The 24,740-nt window shown below is 70.9% G+C and carries 25 protein-coding genes; 10 read left to right on the top strand and 15 right to left on the bottom strand.

The window, feature by feature from the left end; all coding sequences use genetic code 11:
* Nucleotides 1-33: 33 nt before the first annotated feature.
* Nucleotides 34-1,482, bottom strand: a complete 1,449-nt coding sequence (locus RWH43_RS05540; protein WP_316001111.1) for a glycoside hydrolase family 43 protein — start codon at nt 1,480-1,482, stop codon at nt 34-36.
* A 57-nt stretch (nt 1,483-1,539) separates the two neighbouring features.
* Entirely contained in the window at nt 1,540-2,049 is a 510-nt protein-coding gene (locus tag RWH43_RS05535) for a DUF6611 family protein (RefSeq protein ID WP_316000888.1), read from the bottom strand.
* A 182-nt stretch (nt 2,050-2,231) separates the two neighbouring features.
* On the opposite strand from RWH43_RS05535, the gene RWH43_RS05530 reads away from it, so the two are divergent.
* Nucleotides 2,232-2,741, top strand: a complete 510-nt coding sequence (locus RWH43_RS05530; RefSeq protein WP_144830863.1) for a hypothetical protein — start codon at nt 2,232-2,234, stop codon at nt 2,739-2,741.
* Nucleotides 2,742-2,771: 30 nt separating this feature from the next.
* Here the strand turns inward: RWH43_RS05530 and RWH43_RS05525 are convergent, their stop codons facing one another.
* Nucleotides 2,772-3,650 (bottom strand): SMP-30/gluconolactonase/LRE family protein, encoded by an 879-nt coding sequence (locus RWH43_RS05525; protein WP_316000887.1) that lies wholly within the window; start codon nt 3,648-3,650, stop codon nt 2,772-2,774.
* 292 nt (nt 3,651-3,942) lie between these two features.
* Between RWH43_RS05525 and RWH43_RS05520 the strand changes: the two genes are divergently transcribed.
* A complete protein-coding gene (locus RWH43_RS05520; RefSeq protein WP_136586355.1) occupies nt 3,943-4,209 on the top strand; it encodes a GlsB/YeaQ/YmgE family stress response membrane protein in 267 nt (88 codons plus the stop codon).
* Between the two features lie 244 nt (nt 4,210-4,453).
* Here RWH43_RS05520 and RWH43_RS05515 read toward each other — a convergent pair whose 3' ends face one another.
* From RWH43_RS05515 to RWH43_RS05500, 4 genes are read right to left on the bottom strand one after another with little or no spacing between them, the layout of a single operon-like run.
* Nucleotides 4,454-5,125, bottom strand: coding sequence for a response regulator (locus RWH43_RS05515; RefSeq protein WP_230703940.1), 672 nt, complete (start codon nt 5,123-5,125; stop codon nt 4,454-4,456).
* On the bottom strand, nt 5,122-6,438 hold the full coding sequence (locus RWH43_RS05510; RefSeq protein WP_316000886.1) for a sensor histidine kinase: 1,317 nt from the start codon (nt 6,436-6,438) through the stop codon (nt 5,122-5,124). The genes RWH43_RS05515 and RWH43_RS05510 overlap by 4 nt, the downstream gene beginning before the upstream one ends.
* Before the next feature lie 4 nt (nt 6,439-6,442).
* A complete protein-coding gene (locus RWH43_RS05505) occupies nt 6,443-6,871 on the bottom strand; it encodes a hypothetical protein (RefSeq protein WP_144830850.1) in 429 nt (142 codons plus the stop codon).
* Between the two features lie 50 nt (nt 6,872-6,921).
* A complete protein-coding gene (locus RWH43_RS05500) occupies nt 6,922-7,527 on the bottom strand; it encodes a GntR family transcriptional regulator (protein ID WP_144830847.1) in 606 nt (201 codons plus the stop codon).
* A 331-nt stretch (nt 7,528-7,858) separates the two neighbouring features.
* On the opposite strand from RWH43_RS05500, the gene RWH43_RS05495 reads away from it, so the two are divergent.
* Nucleotides 7,859-8,065 (top strand): cold-shock protein, encoded by a 207-nt coding sequence (locus RWH43_RS05495; protein ID WP_144830844.1) that lies wholly within the window; start codon nt 7,859-7,861, stop codon nt 8,063-8,065.
* A gap of 95 nt (nt 8,066-8,160) precedes the next feature.
* On the opposite strand, the gene RWH43_RS05490 is transcribed toward RWH43_RS05495, so the two are convergent.
* The 5 genes from RWH43_RS05490 to RWH43_RS05470 are packed head-to-tail and all read right to left on the bottom strand — an operon-like array spanning nt 8,161 to nt 14,127.
* Complete coding sequence (locus RWH43_RS05490; RefSeq protein WP_316000885.1) at nt 8,161-10,224, bottom strand: bifunctional lysylphosphatidylglycerol flippase/synthetase MprF; 2,064 nt, start codon at nt 10,222-10,224, stop codon at nt 8,161-8,163.
* Nucleotides 10,225-10,263: 39 nt separating this feature from the next.
* On the bottom strand, nt 10,264-11,451 hold the full coding sequence (locus tag RWH43_RS05485; protein WP_316000884.1) for a hypothetical protein: 1,188 nt from the start codon (nt 11,449-11,451) through the stop codon (nt 10,264-10,266).
* On the bottom strand, nt 11,444-12,130 hold the full coding sequence (locus RWH43_RS05480) for an HAD hydrolase-like protein (protein WP_316000883.1): 687 nt from the start codon (nt 12,128-12,130) through the stop codon (nt 11,444-11,446). Before RWH43_RS05480 ends, RWH43_RS05485 begins: the two co-directional genes overlap by 8 nt.
* A gap of 47 nt (nt 12,131-12,177) precedes the next feature.
* Complete coding sequence (nucS, locus tag RWH43_RS05475) at nt 12,178-12,876, bottom strand: endonuclease NucS (protein ID WP_144783567.1); 699 nt, start codon at nt 12,874-12,876, stop codon at nt 12,178-12,180.
* Between the two features lie 9 nt (nt 12,877-12,885).
* Nucleotides 12,886-14,127, bottom strand: a complete 1,242-nt coding sequence (locus RWH43_RS05470) for an MFS transporter (RefSeq protein WP_144830832.1) — start codon at nt 14,125-14,127, stop codon at nt 12,886-12,888.
* 58 nt (nt 14,128-14,185) lie between these two features.
* Here RWH43_RS05470 and RWH43_RS05465 point away from each other — a divergent pair, with 58 nt between their 5' ends.
* From RWH43_RS05465 to mnhG, 7 genes are all read left to right on the top strand, one after another.
* The gene (locus RWH43_RS05465) at nt 14,186-15,235 is read left to right on the top strand and encodes a LacI family DNA-binding transcriptional regulator (protein ID WP_316000882.1); all 1,050 of its coding nucleotides are present in this window, start codon (nt 14,186-14,188) and stop codon (nt 15,233-15,235) included.
* A gap of 96 nt (nt 15,236-15,331) precedes the next feature.
* Complete coding sequence (locus RWH43_RS05460; protein WP_316000881.1) at nt 15,332-18,259, top strand: Na+/H+ antiporter subunit A; 2,928 nt, start codon at nt 15,332-15,334, stop codon at nt 18,257-18,259.
* Nucleotides 18,256-18,885, top strand: coding sequence for a sodium:proton antiporter (locus RWH43_RS05455; RefSeq protein ID WP_144830823.1), 630 nt, complete (start codon nt 18,256-18,258; stop codon nt 18,883-18,885). The genes RWH43_RS05460 and RWH43_RS05455 overlap by 4 nt, the downstream gene beginning before the upstream one ends.
* The gene (locus RWH43_RS05450) at nt 18,882-20,435 is read left to right on the top strand and encodes a Na+/H+ antiporter subunit D (protein ID WP_144830820.1); all 1,554 of its coding nucleotides are present in this window, start codon (nt 18,882-18,884) and stop codon (nt 20,433-20,435) included. The genes RWH43_RS05455 and RWH43_RS05450 overlap by 4 nt, the downstream gene beginning before the upstream one ends.
* Nucleotides 20,435-21,049, top strand: coding sequence for a Na+/H+ antiporter subunit E (locus RWH43_RS05445; RefSeq protein ID WP_144830818.1), 615 nt, complete (start codon nt 20,435-20,437; stop codon nt 21,047-21,049). Before RWH43_RS05450 ends, RWH43_RS05445 begins: the two co-directional genes overlap by 1 nt.
* Complete coding sequence (locus tag RWH43_RS05440; RefSeq protein WP_144830815.1) at nt 21,046-21,312, top strand: MrpF/PhaF family protein; 267 nt, start codon at nt 21,046-21,048, stop codon at nt 21,310-21,312. The genes RWH43_RS05445 and RWH43_RS05440 overlap by 4 nt, the downstream gene beginning before the upstream one ends.
* The gene (gene mnhG / locus RWH43_RS05435; protein WP_316000880.1) at nt 21,309-21,689 is read left to right on the top strand and encodes a monovalent cation/H(+) antiporter subunit G; all 381 of its coding nucleotides are present in this window, start codon (nt 21,309-21,311) and stop codon (nt 21,687-21,689) included. Before RWH43_RS05440 ends, mnhG begins: the two co-directional genes overlap by 4 nt.
* 7 nt (nt 21,690-21,696) lie before the next feature.
* On the opposite strand, the gene RWH43_RS05430 is transcribed toward mnhG, so the two are convergent.
* The 3 genes from RWH43_RS05430 to RWH43_RS05420 all read right to left on the bottom strand — a co-directional run bounded on the left by RWH43_RS05430 (nt 21,697) and on the right by RWH43_RS05420 (nt 24,689).
* Nucleotides 21,697-22,239 carry an SRPBCC family protein gene (locus tag RWH43_RS05430; protein WP_316000879.1) on the bottom strand — a complete coding sequence of 181 codons (543 nt, stop codon included), beginning with the start codon at nt 22,237-22,239 and terminating at the stop codon, nt 21,697-21,699.
* A gap of 252 nt (nt 22,240-22,491) precedes the next feature.
* A complete protein-coding gene (locus tag RWH43_RS05425; RefSeq protein ID WP_154096991.1) occupies nt 22,492-23,199 on the bottom strand; it encodes an ABC transporter ATP-binding protein in 708 nt (235 codons plus the stop codon).
* Between the two features lie 32 nt (nt 23,200-23,231).
* Nucleotides 23,232-24,689, bottom strand: coding sequence for an ABC transporter permease (locus RWH43_RS05420; RefSeq protein WP_316000878.1), 1,458 nt, complete (start codon nt 24,687-24,689; stop codon nt 23,232-23,234).
* Nucleotides 24,690-24,740: the final 51 nt, after the last annotated feature.

Here is a 24,740-nt window from a genome sequence, read left to right as displayed (position 1 = left end):
GATGCCGAGGATCGAGCCGGGGTGATGCGCCGCTCAGCCCGCGATGCCCGCGTACGAGAACGACCGCAGCACCGCCGGGCGACCGGTGCCGGGCGTGGGCTCGACGCCGACGACGCGGCCCGTGAAGCCGCCGGCGACCTCCGTCGAGACGTATCGACCGTCCATGCGGGCGATCTCGACGAACCCGTCGTCGGTGACGATGCCGAACTGCAGGTCGTCGGCGACGGGCGTACCGCCGTGTGGTCCGGGGGTGGGCAGAGTGGAGCGCAGCGCGAGCGTCGCGGGCCTCGTCGCCGGGAGCGGGATCGCGCCGAGGTCTTGCGTGAAGGGTCCGACGGTGGCGTGGGCGACCGCGTGGCCGTCCCGACACTCGACGGCGACCCAGTGGTCCTCGTCCATGCGCAGGACGAGGCGCGCGTCGCCGGGTTCGACGTCTGCTCGCGCTTCCCACTGCTGATCGCGCACTCGCGTCGCGAGAAGGGAGCGATACCGATCGTCGGACGGTTGATCGATGACGACTCCGCGCGGTGACGCGCTCGTGAAGTCGCCGGGGTGGCGTCCGGGGGCGATCCAGCGCAGGTCCAGACGATCGGCGGAGAAGTCGTCGGTGAACGAGGTCGACACCGGGGCGATGTCGAGGTTCTCGTCGACGACGGGCCAGTCGTCCTCCCACGACACCTTCGCGAGGAAGGTCTCGCGGCCGTTGAGGTGGAAGCCCGGGCCGGGTCCGACGGGTCGCACTCCGAGGTAGACGATGTTCCATCCATCCGCCGTCTCGACGAGGTCGGCGTGGCCGGTGTTCTGCACGGGGTCGGTCGAGCTGCGGTGGCTGAGGATCGGATCGCCCGGATGGAACACGAATGGTCCGGTCGCGGCGAGGGAGCGAGCGACGGTCACCGCGTGCCCCCGCTCCGTTCCGCCTTCGGCGAGGAGCAGGTAGTACCAGTCGCCGCGGCGCAGGAGGTGCGGTCCCTCGGGGTGCGCGAGGCCGCTCCCGGTGGAGAGGAGAGCGGGCTCGGAGAGCAGATCGCCGGTCTCGAGGTCGACCGACGCCTGCATGATCGGCGCGTCGGCACGGCCCGTGGCCCAGGTGACGTAGCAGGTGCCGTCGGCATCCCAGAAGAGGTCGGGGTCGATGCCGATGGCGCCGGGCACGCGAAGCGGTGGACCCCAGGGCCCCTCGGGGGAAGCGGCGGAGGTCAGCAGCTGCCCGTCGCCGACGGTGTTGATGTCGGTCGTGATCACCCAGAATCGGCCGTCGTGGTGGCGGATCGTCGGGGCGAAGATGCCGGCGCTCCCCGCCGACGAGGGAAAGGAGAGGTGGTCGCGGTCGGCGAAGACGTGCCCGATCACGCTCCACGACGCCAGGTCACGGCTGTGGTGGACCGGAACACCCGGGAGGTACTCGAAGGTCGAGGTGATCAGGTAGAAGTCGTCGCCGACGCGGCAGATCGAGGGGTCGGGATGGAAGCCGGGGAGGATCGGCGTGGCGCTGATGACGGTCTCCTTCGACGTCGCGGTTCGATCGGTGGGGGCGACCTACCGAAAAGAGTTCATATGTAAGGTTTTCGTGTCGCACGCGCTCGCATCAAGTGACGCGTCGTACTCCTCGCACCATACGAGCTTCAGCGTGGCAGAAGAGGCCGTGCCGGCGGCATCCAATCTGCGCGCGGAATCACGCAGAGCCGACGGCTCGATGAGCCAGGTCGAGGCGTCGTGCAGGCGCCACTGGTCGCGCACGCGGCGGGCGTAGGGGCGGGCGCGCCAGGTCATCCACACCCAGGGCGCGAGCCACACGATCGCACCGATGGCCGTGCTCACCTCGACGGATGCGACGTGATGGGCGGCGACGGCGGCCGCGATGCCGAGGAAGAAGCCGACGTACGGCCAGATGCCCGACAGGTGCCACGCGAGGCGCGAGCGATCATCGCCGTCCGGAGGAAGGATGCGGAGGTGCTCGGCGACCAGTCCGTGGCCGCTGAACCGCCGCTCGTAGGAGCCCCACGGTCCGTTCACGCGCAGCGGGAAGTCCCGATCGTTGAAACGCATGCGCTCATCGTCTGTCGCCGGGATCACGCGCGCGTCAATCCTCGCGAGAGCCATACGCGCGGCTGCCCGGCCCGGTGGATCACAGGGTCTCGCCGTCAGCAGACCGTCAGCGAACCGGGGTCGACCGTAGGGATTCCGTGAGGACGCGAGCGTTCCGTCCCGGGCTCGCGTAGGACAGGAGGATGAGCGCACTGACCCTCATCACCCGTTTCACCTCCGGAGTGCGCGTCGAAGGCGACCGTGGCGGTCTCGCGTGGGACGGAATCGACGCGGGCATCGGGACGGCGCCGTCGACCCTGCTGTACGGGATCGATCTGCGTTCCACTCATCGCGGGCGCCATCTGCGGCACGCGGCGCACGAGCGGCTTGCTCTTCTCGACGAGCGGCTCAGTTCGGGTCCGGACTACCGCCGGGTGCTGGTCGTGGTGTCGGTGGCGTGCGCGCGCGACGCGGAGTACGCACGCCCCCGACTCGAAGCGGCTGCCGAGACGGTGCTGCAGAGTGCGGAGCGCCGGCGAGGGCACTCGATCGCGCTCGCCGTGGTCGTCTGCCCCGTCTCTCTCGACGCCGCGACCGTCCGATCCCACCTGTGCGACGCCGCGACGGGCATTCCGGATGGAGCGTGCGCGGCCCTATGGGACGACGTGCGCGCCGAAGGGTTGCGCCGTGCCCTGGTGCGTCAGCACCTGTGACGAGCCGATTGTCGGGCGGATGCCCTGTCCTCAGATGGCCGCGCGGGTCGTCGTGCGCACGCGATACAGGCTCGTCGTCGCCGTGATGAAGAGGTCGGTGCCGTCGTCGCCCCCGAAGCAGAGGTTGGCGACGGGTTCGGGGACAGGCAGGAACAGCAGCTCCGTGGCATCCGGATCGAAGACGTGCACTCCGTCGCCCGCAGACGACCAGACCCGGCCCCGTTCGTCGACCGCGATGCCGTCGGGCATGCCGTCATCGATGGTGGCGAAATGTCGGCCGTTCTCGGCCCCCGCTCCGGCGTCGACCACGTCGTAGGCGCGGATCCAGTGCCCCGGCCCGTCGTCGAGGCCGATGGCGGTGTCAGTGACGTACACGGTCGATCCGTCGGGTGAGAACGCCAGACCGTTCGGCTGCACGATGTCGGTGATGACGGGGCGGATGCCGTCGGCCGCAGACCACCGGAAGACAAAGCGACCGTCGTACTCGCGCTCGCCGAGGTGGCCCTCGTGCGCCTGACGGATGCCGTAGTCGGGGTCGCTGAACCAGTACGAGCCGTCGGGGGCGATCGCGACGTCGTTGGGGGAGTTGAGCCTCTTCCCCTCCCACTGCGCGACGATCTCTTCGAGAGAGCCATCGGGGAGCTCGCGTTCGAGGCGGCGGCGCCCGTGCGAGCACTGCACGACGGCGCCGTCGGCGTCGAGGACGCGTCCGTTGGTGAACTCGACGCCCTCGCGGTGGACGATCGTGGTGTCACTCGCGGAGTCCCACTCGAGGATGCGGTCACCCGGGATGTCGCTCCACCGAAGCCGGCGGGTGGTCGGGATCCACAGCGGTCCCTCGCTCCAGGTCGCGCCGGTCCACAGTCTGTCGACGCGGCCGTCGTCCTGCACCAGGTCGGCACGGGTCATGGGATCGGTCCCTTCTCTGAGGTGGTGGGGAGCCCGGACGGGCATCGTATCCGGCGGGATTCCGCAGTCGCCGTGGGGAGGTCCGTGGGCGCGGGGTGGGGGAGTCGGCATCCAGTCCCGCCTCCGGAAGAAGAAGCCCGTCGCAGGCCGCGCCGCGCACCCGTGAGGCATGAATCACGGATTGTGGCGAGAGGCAACCCACCCTGCTTACGGTGTATCTGGGAGGAAGCTGAGTACTACGAGAGCTTCGCCTTGAGCGGGCATCGGTTCACACTCGCGAAAGGAACACATCATGGGATTCTTCGGATTTCTTCTCCTCGGCCTCATCGCCGGCGCTATCGCCAAGCTCATCCTCCCCGGTAAGCAGGGCGGCGGCTGGCTCATCACGCTTCTGCTCGGCGTCGTAGGCGCTCTGCTCGGCGGGTTCCTGGGTGGCCTGCTCTTCAACGCCCCGCTGCAGGACTTCTTCTCGATCCAGACGTGGCTCCTCGCGATCGGTGGGTCGATCATCGTCCTGCTCATCTACGGCCTCATCGTGGGACGCCGCACCGCGCGCTGACCAACACGCGAAAGGCCCGGGGCGGTGGACCGTGCCCCGGGCCTTTCCGCGTCCGCGGGGTGTCCCGCGCAGGACGGCGGCCGTGCGGGGCCGCCCCCGATCCCAGCCCCGCACGGACGAGACGGCGAAACGAGCCAGTCGCCGTGGCAGCAGTCTCGTCCGCGTCACGACCCCGGTCATCGGGGGAGTGCGCGGGATCACGGCCGGCCCGCCGACTCGAAGCGGGCGTTTTCGTCCGATCGGACTACTTCTCGCGCCGGATCAGGCCGTTTCGTGCCCCCCAGAGCGCCAACTGCGTGCGGTCGTCGAGATCGAGCTTCCGGAGCGCGGAAGCCGTCTGGCTGCGAACCGTGTTCACCGACACGGTGAGATGCCGGGCGATCTCGTCGTTCGAGGTGAGCCCGCTGCTCAGCAGCGATACGACCCGCAGTTCGGCGGCCGTCAACAGAGCCACCTGCTCGGGCTCGGCCGGCTGTGGCTTGGCCGCGCGCAGCTCACGGATGAGGCGCGGCGCCACCCGGGGTGAGATGGTTGCCGTTCCCGCGGCCGCGCCACGGATGACGGGCAGCAGCTGATCGCTGTCGTGGCCCTTGAGCAGGTAGCCGCTCGCGCCCGCCTCCAGCGCCTCGACGACGAAGGCGTCGGACACCTCGCTCGTCAGGAGCACCACGCGGCAGGTCTCGTTCGCCTCGCTCGTGATGAGGCGCGTGGCCTCGATGCCGCTCATCCCCGGCATGTGCAGATCCATGAGCACGACGTCGGCCCGCTCCGCCCGCGCGAGAACGGCGGCGTCGCGCCCGTTCGAGGCCTCTCCGGCCACGCGGATGCCGGCGGCGTTCTCGAGCCGCAGACGGATGCCGCGACGGACGGTGCGGTTGTCGTCGACGATCAAGACGCGGATGTCGGTGTCGCTCACGGCGTCGGCACCGGGGTCTGAGTGGCGTGCACGCTCAGCGGGGCCTCCATGACGACCGCCCATCCGCCGGAGGCGACGGGGCCCGCGGCGAAGGTGCCGTGCAGCAGGTCGACGCGTTCGGCCATTCCCGCCACACCCCATCCGAGTCCGTCGGGCGTCGCGTCCGCCTCGGAAGCCGGGGCCTCGGCATTGGCCACCACCACTCGGATCGAGGAGTCGGTGACGCGGACCTCGACGGTGACGGCGGCGCCGGCCGCGTGCTTGCAGGCGTTCGTGAGGGCCTCCTGCACCACTCGGTACGCGGTCGTCGACACCATCGCGGGCAGGTCGTCGACCGCTCCGTCGACCTCGCGCGTGACATCCATGCCGCGCGACGCCCAGTACTGCACGAGCTCGTCGAGCGAGCGCAGGTCGAGGGTCGGTTCGGCGCGGGCGTCGTTCTCGGCGCGCAGGTCGCGCAGGGCGGCGTAGAGGCTGGCCGAGGCGAAGCGCCCCTCGGCGCGCATCTCGGCGATGAGGGCCGACGCCTGCTCGGCGTCGAGGACCTCGATGTCGACGGCGGCATCGGCCAGCGACAGCAGCCCCGCGAGGTGCTGGCCGGCGACGTCGTGCAGTTCTTGCGCGATGCGCGCGCGCTCGAGGGTCTTCGCGTGCTCGAGCTCGGTCTCGTGGCGGGCCGCGGCGGCGGAGACCGCGGCGCGGGCGCGATGCAGACCGCGCATGCGTCGAGCCCACCAGACGCCGAGCGCGGCGGCGCCGACCACGGGGGCGGCGAAGGCGAGTCCGGTGCTGAGTACGAAGCTGCCGGTCACCCCGAGGGGAGCACCCGTCGACAGCGACCACAGCGAGAGGACGCCGACCGTCGCGCCGATCGTGACCGCGCTCCAGGCCGTGGCGACCGCCGGACGCCGGCTCGCGGCGAGGAAGAACACCGCCACAGCGACGACGGGGGGAAGCCCTCCGAGCCAGCGCGGAACCTCGAGCCCGACGACGAGTACGAGGTAGCAGGCCGTGGTGCCGACGACCGCGACCAGGGGGAGGCGGGTCGCGAGGAGCAGGAAGCCGCTCTGCACGGCGCAGCCGAGCACGACGAGAGCCGTCACGACGCCGAGGGGGATCGGGAATTCCCACACGACGTCGTCCTGCACCGCCCCCGCGAGCGGATCGGAGATCGACTGCAGCGTGGTGACGACGAAGACGATGAAGGCGAAGACGACCATTGCCCGAGGGCGACTCAGGATGCTGGTGAACCCCGCGGTGTCGGCCGCGGTCTCGACCGCCCCCCGGTCGTGATGGTCGTCTGTCGTCCCCACCGCGTCACTCTAACGTCGGCGGAAGGACGTACACCACGTCGGCCCCGTCGCGCCCGTGCTCGACGAACCCGAGCCGTGCGAGCACGTCGTGGCTCGGTTCGTCGTCGGCCGCGACGCACGCGTAGAGCGGTCGCTCGGCCTCGTGCACCGTGACCATGCGCAGCGCTTCGGTCGGCGCCTCGGGGTCGGCGTCCGGACGGACGGCGAGCAGGACCTCGCGATCGCCGTCGACGTCCATGGCGGCGGCGACGCCCACCACACTGTCGTCCTGCACGATGGCGTGCGCGGACACGGCGTCATCGGCCAGCCAGGCGTCGAACGCCGCACGGTCGTCGAACCGCGCGCGCGACCACGCCGACGAGCTCGAGCGGACGGCCTGGAAAGCCGCGTCGGTGGTGTCGGGGGCGAGGTCGCGCAACTCGATGTGGGGCATGCGCGTCACGCTATCGCGAGGGTCCGGCGGGTCCGAGGCGTCTTGCGTGCTCAGGCGAATCCGTGCAGAGACAGGAAGGTCCACGTCGCGCCGTTGGTGTCGCGGCGCGCGACCTGATCGCGCAGGTGTTCGAACAGGACCGACCGCGTCTCGGTCGAGGTGTACCAGCCCTCGAGGTTGCGGCGGAGCACCAGATCGGTCTGCTCGAGCTGCTTGCGGAAGACGACGTTGCGCGAAACGGCTACGAGGTGGGTGTGCAGGGCGAGCGCGGCCAGGACGTACGAGGGGGAGTCCTCCGCGTCGCGCAGCCCGTCGACGTGCGAGACGATGCTCTGCACCTCTTCGTCGCTGCAGCGGGGGAGCGCGATGTGCATGACGGCCGCGATCGTGTGCGCGGCGTACTCGCGCATGTCTCCGCGCGCTCGCTCGCTCACCTCCGACACCCGGGTGTACCGGTTGGCGGCGACCTCGACCATGCCGATGCGCTCGAGTTTCTGCAGGGCCTCGCGCACGGGGGTGCGGGAGATCCCCATCAATGCGGCCAGTTCGACGTCGCGCAGACGGTCTCCCGGCTGGAGGCGACCGTCGACGATCGCCTCGCCGAGGGCTCGGTAAGCCTCGTCGACGAGGGCGGAAGCACGCCGACGATCGTCCATCAGGCGAATTTTACGACCCTCGGTTATCACAGAACACGGCAATAACTCGCTGATTCTTCGTTTTCGTGTCGCGAACGGGCTCCGGCGCCGGTATTGTCATCACCGTCACGCCTCGCGTGACATATCCGGGGGGATCCGTCGACGCCCGGGCTTCGAGCTCTGCTCAGCCCGGGCGTCGTATGGGCTCAGGGCTCTTTCGGCCCGCCGGGGTCTCCCGGAGACGTCCCGCAACGTTTATGTCACGGACCTGTGCGCCGATGCGGCCCGGCCGTTACTTTGGGCTCACTGACCGGCGCGCTCGGCGCCGGCTGAAGCGGAAAACGGCAACACGATGAGCACGCAGGGCACGGTCAAGTGGTTCAACTCGGAGAAGGGCTTCGGTTTCATCGCTCCCGATGACGGGGGTCAGGATGTCTTCGCGCACTACAGCGCGATCCAGTCGGGCGGTTACCGCTCGCTCGAAGAGAACCAGCGCGTCGAGTTCGAGGTCGCGCAGGGCCCCAAGGGTCTGCAGGCGGAGAACATCCGCCCCCTCTGATCGGTGTCCGGCCCTCGGCCGGATCCGCCCCGACCGTGCGCCTCGCGCCGGTCGGGGCATCTCACGGTTCCGGATGCCATGGCATCCGGGATTCGTCAGTGCTCCTGTCGCACGAGGTCGACGCCGGCGGCCGCGAACTGTCGCAGCGTCGCGTGCGGCAGGAAAGCGCGCGTGAGGGCGGCGCCGATGCGCGTGAGATCGGCCTCGTCGCGGTAGAGCAGGTACATCGTCTCGTAGCGCGGGTGGAACTTCTGCTTGAAGCGGTGCAGTGACGCGAAGCCGTAGACGGGCTCGAGCATCGCAGCCATGCGCTCCTGCAGGTCGGCGATGACGCCGGCATCCGCGGGGTACTCGTGCGCGAGCGGGGCCCCGGACAGCGACATGACGGCCGCGCCCTCGTTCGAGAACTGCTGCGCCGACGCGCCGATCAGGTACTCCATCACGGGGCCGAAGCCGCCCTCGCGGCGACGCATGAGATCGAGCGTCCAGCCCCTGATCGCGCCCTCGCCGTAGACCGGCAGCCACGAGAGGAACCCGTCGACGTCGCCCGCCGGTGAGACCGCGAGGGCGAGGCGCACCTCGGGATCGGCGGCCTCGTGCAGGGTTCCGAGCGTGAAGCCCATCTCGGGCAGTCCCTTCTCGCCGACCCAGCTGTCGGAGATCGCGCTCAGCTGCTGCCGGACGCCCCAGCTCTCGTCGGACAGGCGCGACAGGCGGAACGTCATGCCCTCGCGCTGCGCACGGTTGAGCGAGGTGCGCACCGCCGACCACGCCTTGCCGGTGAACTGCAGCCCGGGGAGGTCGACCACGGTGTCGTCGGCGACGACGATGCTGCGCCACCCGTCGGGGACGGCGGCGTGCGTGGCCTCACCGGCGCTGAAGAAGCAGGGGGCGAGTCCCGCGGCCTCGGCGGCCTCGATGAACGCCCGCACGGTCTGCGCGCGCTCCGCTTCGGGGCCGATCGGGTCGGCCAGGGCCAGGGCGACGCCGGAGCGGCGTTGGTAGGCGACGATCCCGCTGCCGAACCGGGCGTACGACATGCCCTCCCACGTCGTCATCCACGACAGGGTGCCGCCCCCGTCGGCGTGCAGCGCGGTCTTCACCTCTTGCGCCGTGGGCGCGAGAGAGGCGCCGAGCTGGGCCCTCGGCCGGGCGCGGAACGCGCCCCGCACGAGCACGAAGTACGCCCCCGCCACGATCCACAGCGCCGACGAGGCCAGCACGCTCGTGACGTCAGCGCCGAGGTCGGCCTCGACGCCCGGGAGCCCCGCCAGCGGCAGCACCATGATCAGCAGCAGCACCAGCACGGCGTTCAGCGCCACGTAGACGATCACGATGATCCACGCCCACCGACGACCGCGCCGCAGCGCGGTGGCCACGACGAGCACGATCACGGTGTTGACGGCCACGTCGATCCACGACCCCGACGTCGCGGCCGAGAAGCCGAAGGGGCCGGTCATCGGGGCGAGGTAGCCGAGGATCTCGATCGCGCCGAGCGCGCACAGCACGACGAAGGCGAGAAGCCGCTGCTCGCGCACGTTCACCCGCTGCGGGCGCAGCGACCTCGTCACCCCGAGCACGAGCCCCACCGCGAGCAGTCGCTCGAGGTCGGGGAGCGAGCCGTAGTAGAAGAGAGCGACCGCGAGGCAGGCGAGCAGCACCGTCCACGCGCGCAGGCGCCAGGGCGAGGGCAGCAGGGCGACGGCGGCGGCGATGCACGCGAAGAGTCCGGCCGACGGGCCGACCGAGAGCACATCCGCCTGCTGCTGCGCCCACGTCCACGGCAGCAGAGAGCCGCCCCACAGCAGCAGCGCCGCCGCGAGCACGGCGAAGAGCTGCCCCACGGCGAAGGTCGCGGCGGCGACGCGGCTGCCGCGGCGGTACTCGAGGAAGCCGATCCCGGCGAGGGCGGGGAAGCCGGCGAGGAACAGCCAGGGCGAGCCGACGAAGAACGTGCCCGTGACCGGAGTCCACCAGCGCCCGGCCCCGAGCGCCGGCAGTCCGTAGGCGACGGAGGGGAAGAGATCGGATGCCGTGAACGGCTGCCAGAGGCTCCCGGTGAGAAGGCCGATGACCAGCACAGCGGCGGCGAACCCCAGGGTCACCGGGATGCGCTTCGCTGCTCCCAGAGCACGGCTCGGCGTCGTGTTCTTCCCCATGCCGCTCACGATAGGGCACTCGTGAGCGGCGGTCGGGGATCAGTTCTGCGGGGGCGGCACCGCGTGCCAGGCGGCTCGAGCGTCGGCCAGAGCCCGACCCGCATCGGTGGCCGCGCGCGAGGCGGCGAGCTCGCGGCGCGCGCGTTCGAGCCGCAGACGATCGGCGATCGGACGCACCTCGTCGCGGGTGTCGGCCTGAGCCAGGGCGGCCCGCGCGCACGCGAGGGTGCCCGGCAGGGCGGCACGCGCCGCCTCGAGCCGCAGACGCGGGCTGACCGCGTCGCCGATCATCTCATCGCGCAGTTCGCGCGCGCGAGCGACGGCGACGATCGCCTCGCGCGGCCGGCCACCAGCCTCGGCGGCCGCGCGCTCGAGGTCTTGCCGCGCCGCACGGAGGCGGTCGAGCGCATCGGGCGCGCACTGCCCGCCGCGGGTCGTGGCGATCTGCACGGCGTCGTCGAGCTCCGCGCGCGCCGCGGCCAGCTCGGCCTCGGCGTTCTCGGCAGCCTGGAAGGCGATGCGATGGGCGTCTTCGACCGCCCGCAGGTGACGCGCCGCCCGGCGGATCTCGCGCGCCGCGCGTAGTAGCGCCTCGTCGTCGGGCGCTTCGGAGAGGGCCTCGTCCGCCTCGGAAAGCGCTGCCGATGCCGCCGCGGCCGACGCCTCGGCCTCGGCCCAGTCGGAGCGATCGAAGCGGTGCCGGAGCGCATCGAGCAGCGGTTCGGGGTCGCCCGCCGCCGCCACGACCGCTTCGCGACGCTCGCGCGCCGCCGCCGCCAACCGGTCGGTCGAACGGTGTGCGCGGACCCACTCCGCGAGCCGCGCGCGCGTGTCGGACGTGCGGGCGAGCTGTCCCTCGAGACCGGTCCGGGTGCGACGGGCGAGATCGCGCCGCGTCGCGGGGATCAGGGACGCATCGTCGAGATCCGAGACGTCGACGAAACCGCGGTCACGGGCGCGGTGCGCCGACGTACGCGCGCGGCGCAGTTCGGTGGGCGCATCGCCGGAGTCATCGGCATCCGCCGCCTCGAAGGCCGCGTCGAGTTCGACGACGGCGTCATCGAGACGCAGCAAGGCGTCGGCGGCCTCGGCGACCGCCGCATCGGCCGCCGCGCGGGTCTTCGCCGACCGACGGATCGTCCGCACGACGAAGACGACGATCGCCACGGCCACGGCCGCGAGGATCAGCGCGACGAGCGCGGGCACCGCCCCGTCGATGTCAGACACCGGCGTCGTCGTCGACGAGGAGCAGGGCGCGCAGCTGGTCGACGTCGTCGACGGCCGCCTGAGCACCGTCGGCCTCGTGGGGCCAGCTGAAGCCCCACCGCACGAAGATGACCGGCACCCCGGCATCCGCCCCGCCCTCGACGTCGTGATGCCGATCGCCGATGAGCACGGGACGCGAGATGTCGGCACCGGCGGCCTCGAGGCGGCGCAACGCCTCGCGCACGATGTCGGACTTGGCGCTCAACGCGCGCTCGTCGAGACTCGCTCCTACCATGGCCTCGAGGTCGGGGGCGAGGCCGAAGTGGTCCATCAGGGCGACCACCTGCACCTCGGGTTTCGAGCTCGCCGTCGACTGCGGAACCCCCGCCGCATGCACGTCGTGCACGAGCGCGGCGACACCGGGATACAGCTGGGCGCTGCTTGTGTAGCCCTCGCTCTTGTTGAGCGCGCGGTAGAACACCACGGCCTCATCCGCCTGCTCGAGGGTCATGCCGGTGTTGACCTGGAACGACTCCCGCATGGGCGGACCGATCCACTTCGACAGCTCGCCACGCGTCGGAGGCGTGCGACCGAAGTGATCGAGCGTGGTGGTCAATCGGCGGAGGATGCCCTCCGAAGCGTCGACGAGCGTGCCGTCGACGTCCCACAGGACGCAGGAGAAGGGAGAGCGTGCAGACATGCGTCCACGCTACCGGCGCGGCATCCGCCCGGCTCGATGCGGCGCGGTCAGAACAGACGCGGGGCGCCCGACTGCACGCCCTTCATCTCGTCGTAGTCGAGGGTGAGGCACCGGATGCCGCGATCGGTGGCGAGCACGCGCGCTTGCGGCTTGATCTCCTGAGCCGCGAACACCCCGGTCACCGGAGCCAGGAGCGGGTCGCGGTTGAGCAGCTCGAGGTAGCGGGTGAGCTGCTCGACGCCGTCGATGTCGCCGCGGCGCTTGACCTCGATCGCGACGGTGCCCGTGCCGTCGTCGTTGCGCAGCAGCAGGTCGACGGGGCCGATCGCGGTCGGGTACTCCCGGCGGACAAGCGTGAGGTTCTCGCCCACGACCGACACCTGCTCGGCCAGGAGCCGCTGCAGGTCGGCCTCGACACCGTCCTTGATGAGCCCGGGATCGACACCCAGCTCGTGGGCGGTGTCGTGGATGATCTCGTGGATGCGCACGAGCAGGGCGTCACCGGTTTTGGCGTGCAGGACGCGCCAGCGCTCGATCACCCCGTCTTCGACGTCGACCTCGTCGGGCTGCTCGAGGGTCAGGCTGCACGGCGGGCTCATCCAGTTGAGGGGCTTGTACGAGCCGCCGTCGGAGTGCACCAGCAGGCTGCCGTCGTTCTTGTGCACGAGCAGCCGGGTGGCGAGGGGGAGATGCGCGTTGAGGCGGCCGGTGTAGTCGACGGAGCAACGGGCGATGACGAGACGCACCCGACGAGCCTAATCGCGTCGCGCGGGCTCGGCCTCCGCCTTCTCGGCGACGACGAGCGGCTTCGCGGCGCCGGAGAAGAGACCGGATGCCACGATCAGGCCGACGACGATGAGCAGTGTGTTGAGCAGGCCGATGTGGTCGCCGATCCAGCCGAGGATCGGAGGGCCGCACAGGAATGCGACGTACCCGATCGTGGCGGCGGCGGCAACGCGCGATGCGGCCTTGGCGGGGTCGTCGGCGGCCGCCGACATGCCGATCGGGAAGCCGAGCGAGGCGCCGAGGCCCCACAGTGCCGCGCCGATGAAGACGAGGGGTCCGTAGGGCGCCAGGATGAACAGCAGCAGTCCCGCGGCGGCGGTGCCGGCGAGCACCCGCAGGACGAGCACGCGACCGAGGCGGTCGACGACGGGACCGCCCGCGATGCGGCCGACCGTCATCGCCACGGAGAACACCGCGAGCACTGCCGGGCCGGCCTCTTCAGGGGCACCGTGGCCGTAGACCACCGCGGACGGCAGCCAGTCGTTCGCGCTGCCCTCGGCGAAGGCCATGCCCAGCATGATCACGCCGAGCGTGTAGGTGCGCGGCTCGCGCCAGGCCTGCAGCGACACCGCGAGGCGCTCGCGCCAGTGCGCGCGCTCCTCGTCGGCCGGGGCGTCCATCGCGACTTCAGCGCGCGGAACGTTGGCCACCGCGACGAACGCGACGACGATGATCACCACGCCCATCGCCACGCTGTGCGCGATGACGGGGATGCCGAGGCTCACCGCGACGAAGCCGAGACCGGCGCCGATGACGGTGCCGAAGCTGAAGAAGGCGTGCAGCAGCGGCATGATCGTGCGGCCGGTGGCCTTCTCGAGAGCTGCGCCCTCGACGTTCATCATCACGTCGACGGCGCCGTTGCCGAAGCCGAACAACGCCAGGCCCACCAGGGCGACGCCGAAGAGCTGGAGGGAGTCGGCGCCGAAGCCGATGATCATCAGGCCGACGCCGACGAGGAGCAGGGCCACGAGCATGCCGCTGCGGGCGCCGATGCGGGCCATGACGGCCGGAGCGATCGACAGGCCGATGATGGATGCCACCCCCATCCCCAGCAGCAGCAGCCCGACGCCGGAGTTCTCGATGCCGAGGGATTCTCGGATGGCCGGCACCCGCGAAGCCCAGGTCGAGATGCTCAACCCGCTCGCGAGGAAGATGGCGCAGATCGCGATGTGCCAGCGGACGAGCTGGGACCGGGTGAGCGTCGAGTGCATGGGAGAACCCTATCGAATCGATTCGGCGCCGCGGGATCGCGCAGGTTACGATCGGGCGGTGAGCACCAGACGCGCGACGATCAGCGATGTCGCCCGCGAGGCGGGAGTCTCCGCATCGACGGCGTCCGTCGTGTTCAGCGGGAAGACCCCCACCTCCGAGGCGACGAGGGCCCGCGTGATCGCCGCCGCCGAGTCGCTCGGATACACCGGCCCCGACCCGCGAGCGGCCTCGCTGCGCCGCGGGCGCTCCGGGATCGTCGGCGTGGTCTTCGACCAGCACCTCGGCACTGCGTTCCTCGACCCGGTCACCACGCACATGATGGACGGGCTCGCCGACGGGGTCTCGCGCCTCGGAGCGGCCCTCCTGCTGCTGCGCGACGACGGGATCACGGTGAGCGAGCCGTCGCTGCACACCGCGCCCATCGACGCCGCCGTGCTGATCGGCTGCAGCCCGCGCATGCGCGACTCGCTCGAGATCGTCCGAGGCCGCGGCATCCCGGTCGTGGTCGTCGAGGGAGATGCGGGCGAGGGGATCCCCCAGGTTCTGCTCGACAACGCCGAGGCCCAGCGCGAAGCGGCTCTGCACGTCTCCGCCCTCGGCCACCGCGACGTCGTGATCGTCACCCTCCCCACCGACACCGCCCGCCGACGCGGGTGGATCGCCGACGGCGCCGAGGTGCGCGTCGACGTCACCGCCGACCGCCTGGCGGGAGCGCGGCAGGTATTCCCCGACGCCCCGGCGCTCGCCGCGGCGACCAGCTCGATCGACGAGGGGGCGATCGCGGGGCGCACGATCTTCGCCGACCTCGCCCGACGACCGACCGCCGTCATCGCGCAGAGCGACCTGCTGGCCGCCGGCGTCATCCGGGCGGCCGAGGAGGCCGGGTTGCGGGTGCCGCACGACGTCAGCGTCACCGGCTTCGACGGCGTCGTGGTCGACGGTCTCGCGCCGCACGTGCTCACGACCCTCGTGCAGCCCGCGACCGCGAAAGGTCGGGCCGCCGGGGAGGCGGTCGCAGCGATGCTCGAAGACGCCGAGCCCTCGGGACTCGCCCTGTCGTGCACGTTCCGCGAGGGCACGACGACAGCCCCGCCGCCTACCAGATGATCGCCGGCGGCGCGGAAAGTCTCATGCGCCGCATAGAATAGGTCCGACACCCCGAGAGCCCGGGCACCCGCCCGTCGAACCCGAGGAGGCCCGACCGTGCTGATCTTCCTCGGCGCCTTCGCGGCCGTCCCGCTGCTCTTGCCGTGGCTCGTCTCGCGCATCGGTGCTCGCGCCTTCTACGTCGCCGCCGCTCTCCCCGCACTGGCGTTCGCCCACGCCATCGTCGCCGCTCCTTCTGTTTTCGGTGGTGACATTCCGTTCGAGGAATACCGCTGGATCCCGGCGATCAACGTCTCGCTGTCGATGCGCATGGACGTGCTCGGATGGCTCCTCACGCTCGTCGTGACGGGTGTCGGTGCCCTGGTGATGCTCTACTGCCGCTGGTACTTCCGGGGCAAGACCGCGGGCGTCGGGCAGTTCTCCGCCGTGCTGCTGGGCTTCGCCGGTGCCATGTACGGGCTCGTGCTCACCGACGACATCGTGGTGCTCGTCATGCTGTGGGAAGTCACGAGCGTGCTGTCGTACCTGCTCATCGGGTACTACCACGGTCGTGCTTCGAGTCGCCGCGCCGCCCTGCAGGCCCTGCTGGTGACGACCCTGGGCGGGCTGGTCATGCTGATCGGCGTCGTGCTCATGGTCGTGCAGGCGGGCACCTCGAGCCTGTCGGCGATCCTCGCCGACCCGCCGGTGGGCACCGTCGTCGACATCGCCGTGCTGCTGCTGCTCATCGGCGCGCTGAGCAAGTCGGCGATCTTCCCCTTCCACTTCTGGCTCCCCGGTGCCATGGCGGCCCCCACTCCGGTCAGCGCGTATCTGCACGCGGCCGCGATGGTGAAGGCGGGCATCTACCTCATCGCGCGCCTCGCCCCCGGGTTCGCCGAGACGCCGTTCTGGCGCCCCACGCTCATCGCCCTCGGCGTCTTCACGATGCTGCTGGGCGGGTTCCAGGCTCTGCGCGAGCGCGACCTCAAGCGCATCCTCGCCTTCGGCACGGTGAGCCAGCTCGGCTTCCTCACCGTGATGCTCGGCTACGGCACTCGCGACGCCGCCCTGGCCGGGGTCGCCCTGCTGCTGAGTCACGCCCTGTTCAAATCGTGCCTCTTCCTCGTCGTCGGCGTGATCGACCGCCAGCTCAACACCCGTGACATCGGCCAGCTCTCGGGCCTCGGTCGGCAGGCGCCGGTCATGGCGACGGCATCGTTCATCGCGATCTTCTCGATGGCGGGCGTCATCCCCACCCTCGGGTTCGTCGCGAAAGAGACGGCGCTGACGGCCCTGCTGCACGAGGCCGAGGCTGGTGCTCCGTGGGGTCTCGTCGCGCTCTTCGGCGTGGTGCTGGGCTCCGCGCTCACGGCGGCGTACGGCATCCGCTTCCTCTGGGGTGCCTACTGGACCAAGCGCGATGTCGAGACCACCGACTGGCCCGACCCGCCCATCGGCTTCCTGTCGGCTCCCGTGCTGCTCGCGGCGGCCTCGCTCGCCCTCGGCTTCCTCGCGCCGATCGTCGACCACTGGCTCGCGCCCTATGCCGACGGTCTGCCCGAGGCGACGGCGGGGGTCGAGGCTCCCGAATACCCGTACCACCTCGCGCTCTGGCACGGTCTCGAGCCGGCGCTGTTCATCTCCCTCGGCACGCTGGCCCTCGGCGCCGGGATCTTCTGGCTGGTGCGCAAGACGCAGCTGCACAAGCGCCCCCGCGTGCTGCCGTTCACCGCGAACGACGTCTACAACGCCACACTGCGCGGCGTGGACTTCACCTCCGAGTGGGTCACCGCCCGCTTCCAGCGCGGCTCGCTGCCCTTCTACGTCGGCACGATCTTCATCGTGCTGGTCGTCGCCGAGGGCACGGCCCTCTTCGCCTCTGCGGAATGGCGTGCGCAGCTCGACGCCTGGCACACCCCGACGCAGCTGATCGCCGCCCCCCTGATGATCGCGGCAGGAATCCTGGCGGTGCGCGCCCGCAAGCGCTACACCGGCGTCGCTCTCGTCTCGGTCACCGGCCTCGGTCTCGTCGTGCTCTTCGCCACCAGCGGGGCCCCCGACCTGGCGCTCACGCAGATCCTGGTCGAGACGGTCACCCTCGTGGTGTTCGCCCTCGTGCTGCGACGACTGCCGGCGCGCATGGGCGAGCAGAACGCCTCCGTGGCCCCGCTCGCCCGGGCCGTGCTCGGCGCGGGTGTCGGTCTCACGATGGCCCTGGTGGCGATCGTGGCCACCGGTGCCCGCCAGGACGCCCCCATCTCGCTCGAGTGGCCGCCCCTCGCCTACGAGATCGGGCACGGTCGCAACGTGGTGAACGTCGCGCTGGTCGACCTGCGCGGCTGGGACACGATGGGCGAGCTGTCGGTGCTCGTCCTGGCGGCCACGGGCGTGGCATCCCTCGTCTTCATCACCGACCGCAGCGACAACCTCGCGCGCCGCTCGGGCACCGCTCGCGCGCGCGTCGGCCTCGGCCGGCGTCGCCCCCTGGTCGAGACCGACAGCGGCGTGCGCGCGCAACGCGTGGGCGAGACGGACGCCCCGCGCGCCTGGCTGGTGTCGGGCGCGAAGGTGCAGCCCGAGAACCGCTCGATCCTTCTCGAGATCATCATCCGGGTGCTCTTCCACTCGGTGATGGTCATGTCGCTTTACCTCCTGTTCGCCGGTCACAACCTGCCCGGCGGTGGATTCGCGGGCGGCCTGGTCGCCGGTCTCGGCCTCGTCATGCGCTACATCGCGGGCGGCCGCTGGGAGCTGGGCGCCGCCGCACCGACCGACGCCGGCCGTCTGCTCGGGGCGGGCATGGCGATCGCGGTGCTGTGCGCCATGGTGCCGATGTTCTTCGGGTTCGCGCCCCTGCAGAGCTTCACCTTCGAGGGCGAGCTGCCCCTCATCGGTCACTGGGAGTTCGTCACCAGCACGATCTTCGACGTCGGGGTCTACCTCGTCGTGATCGGCCTGGTGCTCGACGTGCTCCGCAGCCTCGGCGCCGAGGTCGACCGCCAGTCGCAGCTCCCCGAGGACGCGGAGGTGAAGACGCCGTGAGCATCTCCCTCGTCCTCGTCATCGTCATGGCCGTGCTCTTCGCGTGCGGCGTCTACGCCATGCTCGAGCGCAGCCTCACCCGCGTGCTGATCGGCTTCCTGCTGCTGGGCAACGCCGCCAACCTGCTGCTGCTGATCGTCATGGGCCGCCCGGCCCTCGCTCCCTTCTACGACGGTGAGACGGATGCCGCGGACATGTCCGACGCGCTCCCTCAGGCCCTCATGCTCACGGCGATCGTCATCACGTTCGCCATCTCCGCGTTCCTGCTCGCGCTGATCTACCGCTCGTGGCAGCTCGGCCAGGCCGACACCCTCGTCGACGACGCCGACGACATCGCGCTGCGCACGCGCGTCGCGAACGAGCCGGAAGACGCGATGGACGAAGAGTCGCGGTCCGACGACGACGACGTCACCACCGACTTCGTCGGCGACGTCGCCTCGCCCATCCGCGTGCTGCACCAGGGCGACCTCTCCCAGCTCGTCGACGACGCCCCCGTCGACCGCGTCGCCGTGCGCCGCGATCGAGCGGGCCGTCCGACCGAGCCGCTCGCCCGAGAGGGCGATGAAACGGTCGAGGTCGACGAGAGCGACGCCCCCCGCGACCCCCAGGACGGTGATCGCTCATGAGCGCCCTCGTGCCCCTGCTCGTCGGCATCCCCCTCATCGGCGCCGCGATCAACCTCATCTTCGGCCGCCGCAAGAGGACGCAGATCGTGGTCTCGGTGGCCTCGCTCACCGCGGTGCTCATCCTGGGCGCGATCCTGCTGGTCGCGGTCGACACGAACGGACCGATCGCCGTCGCGATCGCCGCGTGGCAGATCCCGCTCGGCATCGTGCTCTACGTCGACGTGCTCGCGGCGCTGCTCGTGGTGGTGACGAGCATCGTGCTGCTCGCGGTGCTGCTGTTCTCGATCGGTCAGGGCGCGGCCGACAACGACGAGGACACCCCGGTCTCGATCTTCTACCCGGCGTATCTGATCCTGGGCGCGGGCATCTTCAACGCGTTCATCGCCGGCGACCTGTTCAACCTCTACGTGGGCTTCGAGATCCTGCTGGTCGCCTCGTACGTGCTGATCACCCTCGGCGGCACCGAGTCGCGCATCCGCACCGGCGTCGTCTACATCGTGGTGTCGCTGGTGTCGTCGATCCTGTTCCTCGCCGCGATCGCCATGGTCTACGGCGCCCTCGGCACGGTCAACATGGTGCAGATCAGCGAGCGCATGGCGCTGCTACCGCAGGACACGCAGACGATCCTGCACCTGATGCTGCTGCTCGCCTTCGCGATCAAGGCGGCGGTGTTCCCGCTGTCGTTCTGGTTGCCGGACTCGTATCCGACGGCGCCCGCGCCCGTCACGGCGGTCTTCGCGGGCTTGCTGACGAAGGTCGGCGTTTACGCGATCATCCGCACCGAGACCCAGCTCTTCGTCGACAACGACATCAACTTCCTGCTGATGATGGTGGCGCTCGCGACGATGATCGTCGGCATCCTGGGTGCCGTCGCGCAGGCCGAGCTCAAGCGCATCCTGTCGTTCACGCTCGTGAGCCACATCGGCTACATGATCTTCGGCCTGGCGATCAACACCCCGCTCGCGGTGGGCGCGACGATCTACTACATCGTCCACCACATCATCGTGCAGACGACCCTCTTCCTCGCCGTGGGGCTCATCGAGCGCCGCGCGGGCAGCACCTCGATCCTCAAGGTGAAGGGGCTGATGCGCGCGGCGCCGTTGCTCGCCGTGCTCTACTTCATTCCGGCGATCAACCTGGGCGGTCTGCCGCCGTTCTCGGGGTTCATCGGCAAGTACGCCCTCTTCGACGCCGCAGCCCAAGTCGGGACGCCCGTGATGATGGTGCTCATCGTCGGCGGCATCGTCACCTCGATCCTCACGCTCTACGCCCTCATGCGGGCATGGAACCTCTCGTTCTGGCGTGAGGACGACGACTCCGCCGAGACGACGGAGCGCATCGCGTACCTCGGCAACGCCCCCGCGGCCGCCATCTCGACCGAGCGGCGCACGATCCCGAAGATCATGACCATGGCGACGGCGGGCATGGTGATCGTGACGATCTCGCTGACGGTGTTCGCCGGGCCCCTTCTCGATGCCTGCCTCCGCGCGGGTGAGCGGATCTACAGCGGGGTCACCCTCGTTCAGCTGCAGGATGCGGAGGGCGAATGATGAGCCCGACGCGTCGCGCGCAGATGTCGCTCTTTCTGCACCAGTTGCCGCTGCTGGTGTGGCTCGTCGCGCTCTGGATGCTGCTGTGGGGGCAGTTCACCTGGCTCGCCCTCATCACCGGGCTCGTCATGGCGGTCTTCGTCACGCGCGTCTACCGCCTGCCCCCGGTCGAGCTCTCGGGCCGGATCAACCTCTGGTACGGCCTGATCTTCGTGCTCACCTTCATCGGAGCGGTCGTGAAGGGGTCGCTCATCGTCGCCTGGCAGGTGCTCGACTTCCGGCGTCCGCCCGGGGCGGCGATCATCGCCGTGCCGCTGCGCGTCGACGACGACGTGATCATGGCCCACACCGCGGTCACCGCCTCGCTCATCCCCGGGTCGTTGATCGTCGACGTCGATCGCGAGAACCGCACGCTCTTCCTGCACACGATCGGCGTGCGCGACGAGAACGACCTCGAGCACCAGCGCCGTGTCGTGCTCGGGTGGGAGGCCCGCATCACGCGAGCCGTCGGCTCGAAGGAAGAGATGCAGGAGCTGCGCGCGAAGATCGCCGAATCCGAGGCCGACGCCCGTCACGGCGTCGAGACGCCGCGCGACGGGAGGACCCTGACGTGAACGCACTCGTGGTGGTCATCCTCATCGTCTTCGCGGTCGCGGCCGTGCTGGCGCTCATCCGCCTGGTGATCGGCCCGTCCATCCTCGACCGCGCGGTCGCCGCCGACGTGCTGCTGACCGAGGTGCTCTGCATCCTGGGTGCCGACATGGTGATCAACCACCACACCCGGTCGCTCCCGGCGATGCTCGTCATCGCCGCGATCGGCGTGTTCGGATCCATCGCCGTCGCCCGCTTCGTGGCGCGGAAGGAGAACCCGCGATGACCATCGAGTCCGTCCTCGACACGGTCGCGCTCATCCTCGTGCTGGTCGGCGCGCTGCTCTGCCTGACCGCGACCATCGGCCTGCTGCGCTGGCCCGACGTCCCCTCGCGCCTGCACGCCGCGACGAAGCCCCAGGTGCTCGGCGTGCTGCTGATCGTGGTCGCCATCGCGCTGTCGCAGCGCACGTGGGAAGCGGTGGCCTTCGGCATCCCGATCATCCTCATCCAGTTCGCGACCGCGCCTCTCGCCGCGCACATGGTCGGCCGCGCGGCCTACCGCAACCGCACCACCGACGAGAAGAACCTCTACGTCGACGAGCTGCAGCACCGGACCGAGCAGCCGGGGTCGACCGGAGCCCAGTCGCGTCCCGAGAGCTGACGACCGCTCAGACGTCGGCCTGCTGCACGTCGCGCTGCGCGCCCGGCGACGGTGTGCCCTCGACCGGGTCGGGCGTCGTCGTGCGGTGATCGAGCTCACGCGCCTCGCGCTCTTCGCGCCGCCCCTCGGCGAGGAAGGCCAACCGGTTCAGGCACTCGTGATTGCGGGCGATGAGCAACGGCTTCCACAGCAGCGAGGGGAGGACCGCGGCCGCTCCCGACACCGGCTCCTCGACGATCGTGACGGCGGTGCCGAACTCGTGCGGGCGGGCGTCGATGCGGATCACGCCACGCCCCAGGATGCCGGCCTCGGGCCGCAGGCGCATCCGGCGCGGCGGATCCCACTCGACGATCTCGGTCTCGTCGTGGATCATCACGGGCCAGACCCCCAGGGAGTGGTGGATCTGCGACCCCTCCTGGGGCCACTCCTCGTCGACGTCGCGCATGCGCGCCGCCCCCACCACCCAGACGGGGTAGAGCCAGCCGTCGGAGAGCACGGCGAACAGGTCGTCGGGCGTGCAGCGCATGAGGCGGGTGTTGCGGGCGGCCATGGCATCCCTCCGGTCGGCGTGGTTCGACTGTAGGGGGCGGGCGTCGAACGCGGCGAACCCCTTGACCGGGGGGCGGGTGGGGGCCGGTCCCTTCGACAGGCTCAGGGACCTCGGGTAAGGCTCAGGGACCTCGGGTAAGGCTCAGGGACCAGGGGGGAGAGGTCGCTGAGCCTGTCGAAGCGGCCGGACCGGGGCAGGACGGGGAAGACCCGGGGCCCCGCGCAGGGGGGGCGGAGCCCCGGGTCGGTCTGATCAGGCGCGTGTGATATCGGTCACGACACCCCTGTCGAGGCGCAGACGCCGGCGGGCGCGGCGGGCCACGGCCGAGTCGTGGGTGACCACGATCAGGGTCAGCCCCTCCGCGTTCAGCGCCTCGAGCACGTCGAGGATCTCGTCGCGCATCGCCTCGTCGAGGTTGCCGGTCGGTTCGTCGGCGAGCAGCACCCGGGGCTGCTTGGCGGTGGCGCGGGCGATCGCGACGCGCTGCTGCTGCCCGCCCGAGAGCTCGCCGGGGCGGTGGTCGGCCCGATCGGCGAGACCCACCCGCGTCAGGGCCTCGGTCACCCGGCGCCGGCGTTCTGCCCGGTCGAGTCCGAGCGGTTCGAGGCCCATGTCGACGTTCTCGGCCGCGGTGAGGGTGGGAATGAGGTTGAACCCCTGGAACACGAAGCCGATCTCCTCGGCACGCAGACGGGAGAGCTGCGTGTTGGAGGCGCGGGCGATGTCGATCTCGCCGAGCACGACGGCGCCGCTCGAGGGACGGTCGAGCGCGCCGAGCATCTGCAGCAGGGTCGACTTGCCGCCGCCGGTCGGCCCCTGGATCGTGACGAAGTCTCCGGCGTCGATCTCGAGATCGACCCCCGCGAGGGCCTGAACGGTGCGCTCGCGCTGACGGTAGGTGCGCGTGACGCCCTCGAGGCGGTAGGCGGTGGCGGTGCGGGTGGGAACGGTGAGGCTCATGGTCTGTCTCCTTCGAAGGGGGTGGATGCCGCTCACGCGACCGAACGCAGGGCTGCGGCAGGGCTGAGGCGAGCGGCTCGCCACCCGCCGAACGCTCCCGCGAGCACGCCGCCGAGCACCGCGATGCCGACCGCGGCGAGCACGACCGCGGGGGTGATCGGGGCGTTCAGCACGACCTCGGTGGCCTGCGCCGCCGCCTGTCCGAATCCGCCGCCGGCCCCGCCGCCCGGGCCTCCCGCGCCGCGGCCCGGCCCGCTCGTCGTGCTCGCGGCGACCGAGAGGGTCGGCGAGATCACGTTCACCAGCAGGATGCCGCCGAGCCCGAGGATCAGACCCACGACCCCGCCGAGCAGGCCCTGCGCGAGCGACTCGCCCGCGACCTGGCGCACGATCCGGGCGTTCGACCATCCGATGGCCTTCAGCGTGCCGAACTCGCGGGTGCGACGCGCCACGCCCGAGATGGTGAAGAGCACGGCCAGCGCCAGCGCGACCAGCAGCACGACCAGAGAGAGCCACGTACCCAGGTTCGAGATCATCGACGACGCGCTCGAGAGCGAGCCCGAGACGGTGGAGGCGAGCTGGGACTCCGAGCTGACGGTGGCCTCGGGGAGTGCGGCCGCGATCCGGCTCTGCACCGCGTCGATGGCATCCGACAACTCCGCCTGCACGTACACGGTCGACACCACGTCGCCGACGCCCGCGAGCGACTGGGCGATGTCGAGGGGGAGGTAGACGTTCGCGGCGGTGTCGGCGTCGGCCGAGGCCGAGGCGACGATCCCGACGACCTGCACGGCGGTGCCGGCGACCTCGACGGTGTCACCGACGGCGAGGCCCGCGCTCGCCGCGTAGGTCGCATCGACGACCGCGACGTCGCTGCCCACGTCGTCGCCGGTCAGGGCGCGGCCCTCGCTCACGGTGACCGCCGACAAGGGCCCGACGGATGCCGCGGGGTCGACGCCGAGCACGCTGAACGAGTCGACGCCGAAGCTGCCGCCGCCCTGTCCGTCTGCCGGGGGTTGCCCGCCGCCGTCGGTCGGGGCGGATCCTGTCGTTCCCGTCTCGGTGCCGCGCTGCGGGATCTCGCCCGAGAAGGTCATGTTGGTCAGCGACAGGGCACCGGTCGCCGCCGAGACGCCGTCGATGTCGGCGACGGAGGTCACGGTCGAGGCGTCGAGGGGCGCGCGCTGGCGCTCGGCGACGAGACGTGACTGGTCGAGGGTCGTCGTGCCGTCGGTGGTGGTGCCGTCTTGAGCGCCGAAGTCGAAGCGGGCTCCGCCACCCTCGCCCGGTTGCGTCTGCGCACCGGTGACGGTGAGATCGGTGCCCACGCCGTAGACCGACGACAGCGCCTGCGTCTGCGCGTCGCGCACTCCCGCCGAGAGGGCGTTCACGACGATGACGAGCGCGATGGCGATCGCGAGTCCGACCGCGACGATCACGGTCTGCTTGGTGCGGCCGGCGAGTTCGCGCCGGAGGTACGTGCCGTACATGGGTCTCCTTCCGGACGCGGGGTGCGGCCGTCGGAGCGAAAGTAGGAACGC

The sequence above is a fragment of the Microbacterium algihabitans genome (genome assembly GCF_032464975.1).
GTDB classification, from domain to species: Bacteria; Actinomycetota; Actinomycetes; order Actinomycetales; family Microbacteriaceae; genus Microbacterium; species Microbacterium algihabitans.
Note: the sequence above shows the minus strand (reverse complement) of the source record. Positions and strands in the feature narration are given on the sequence as shown.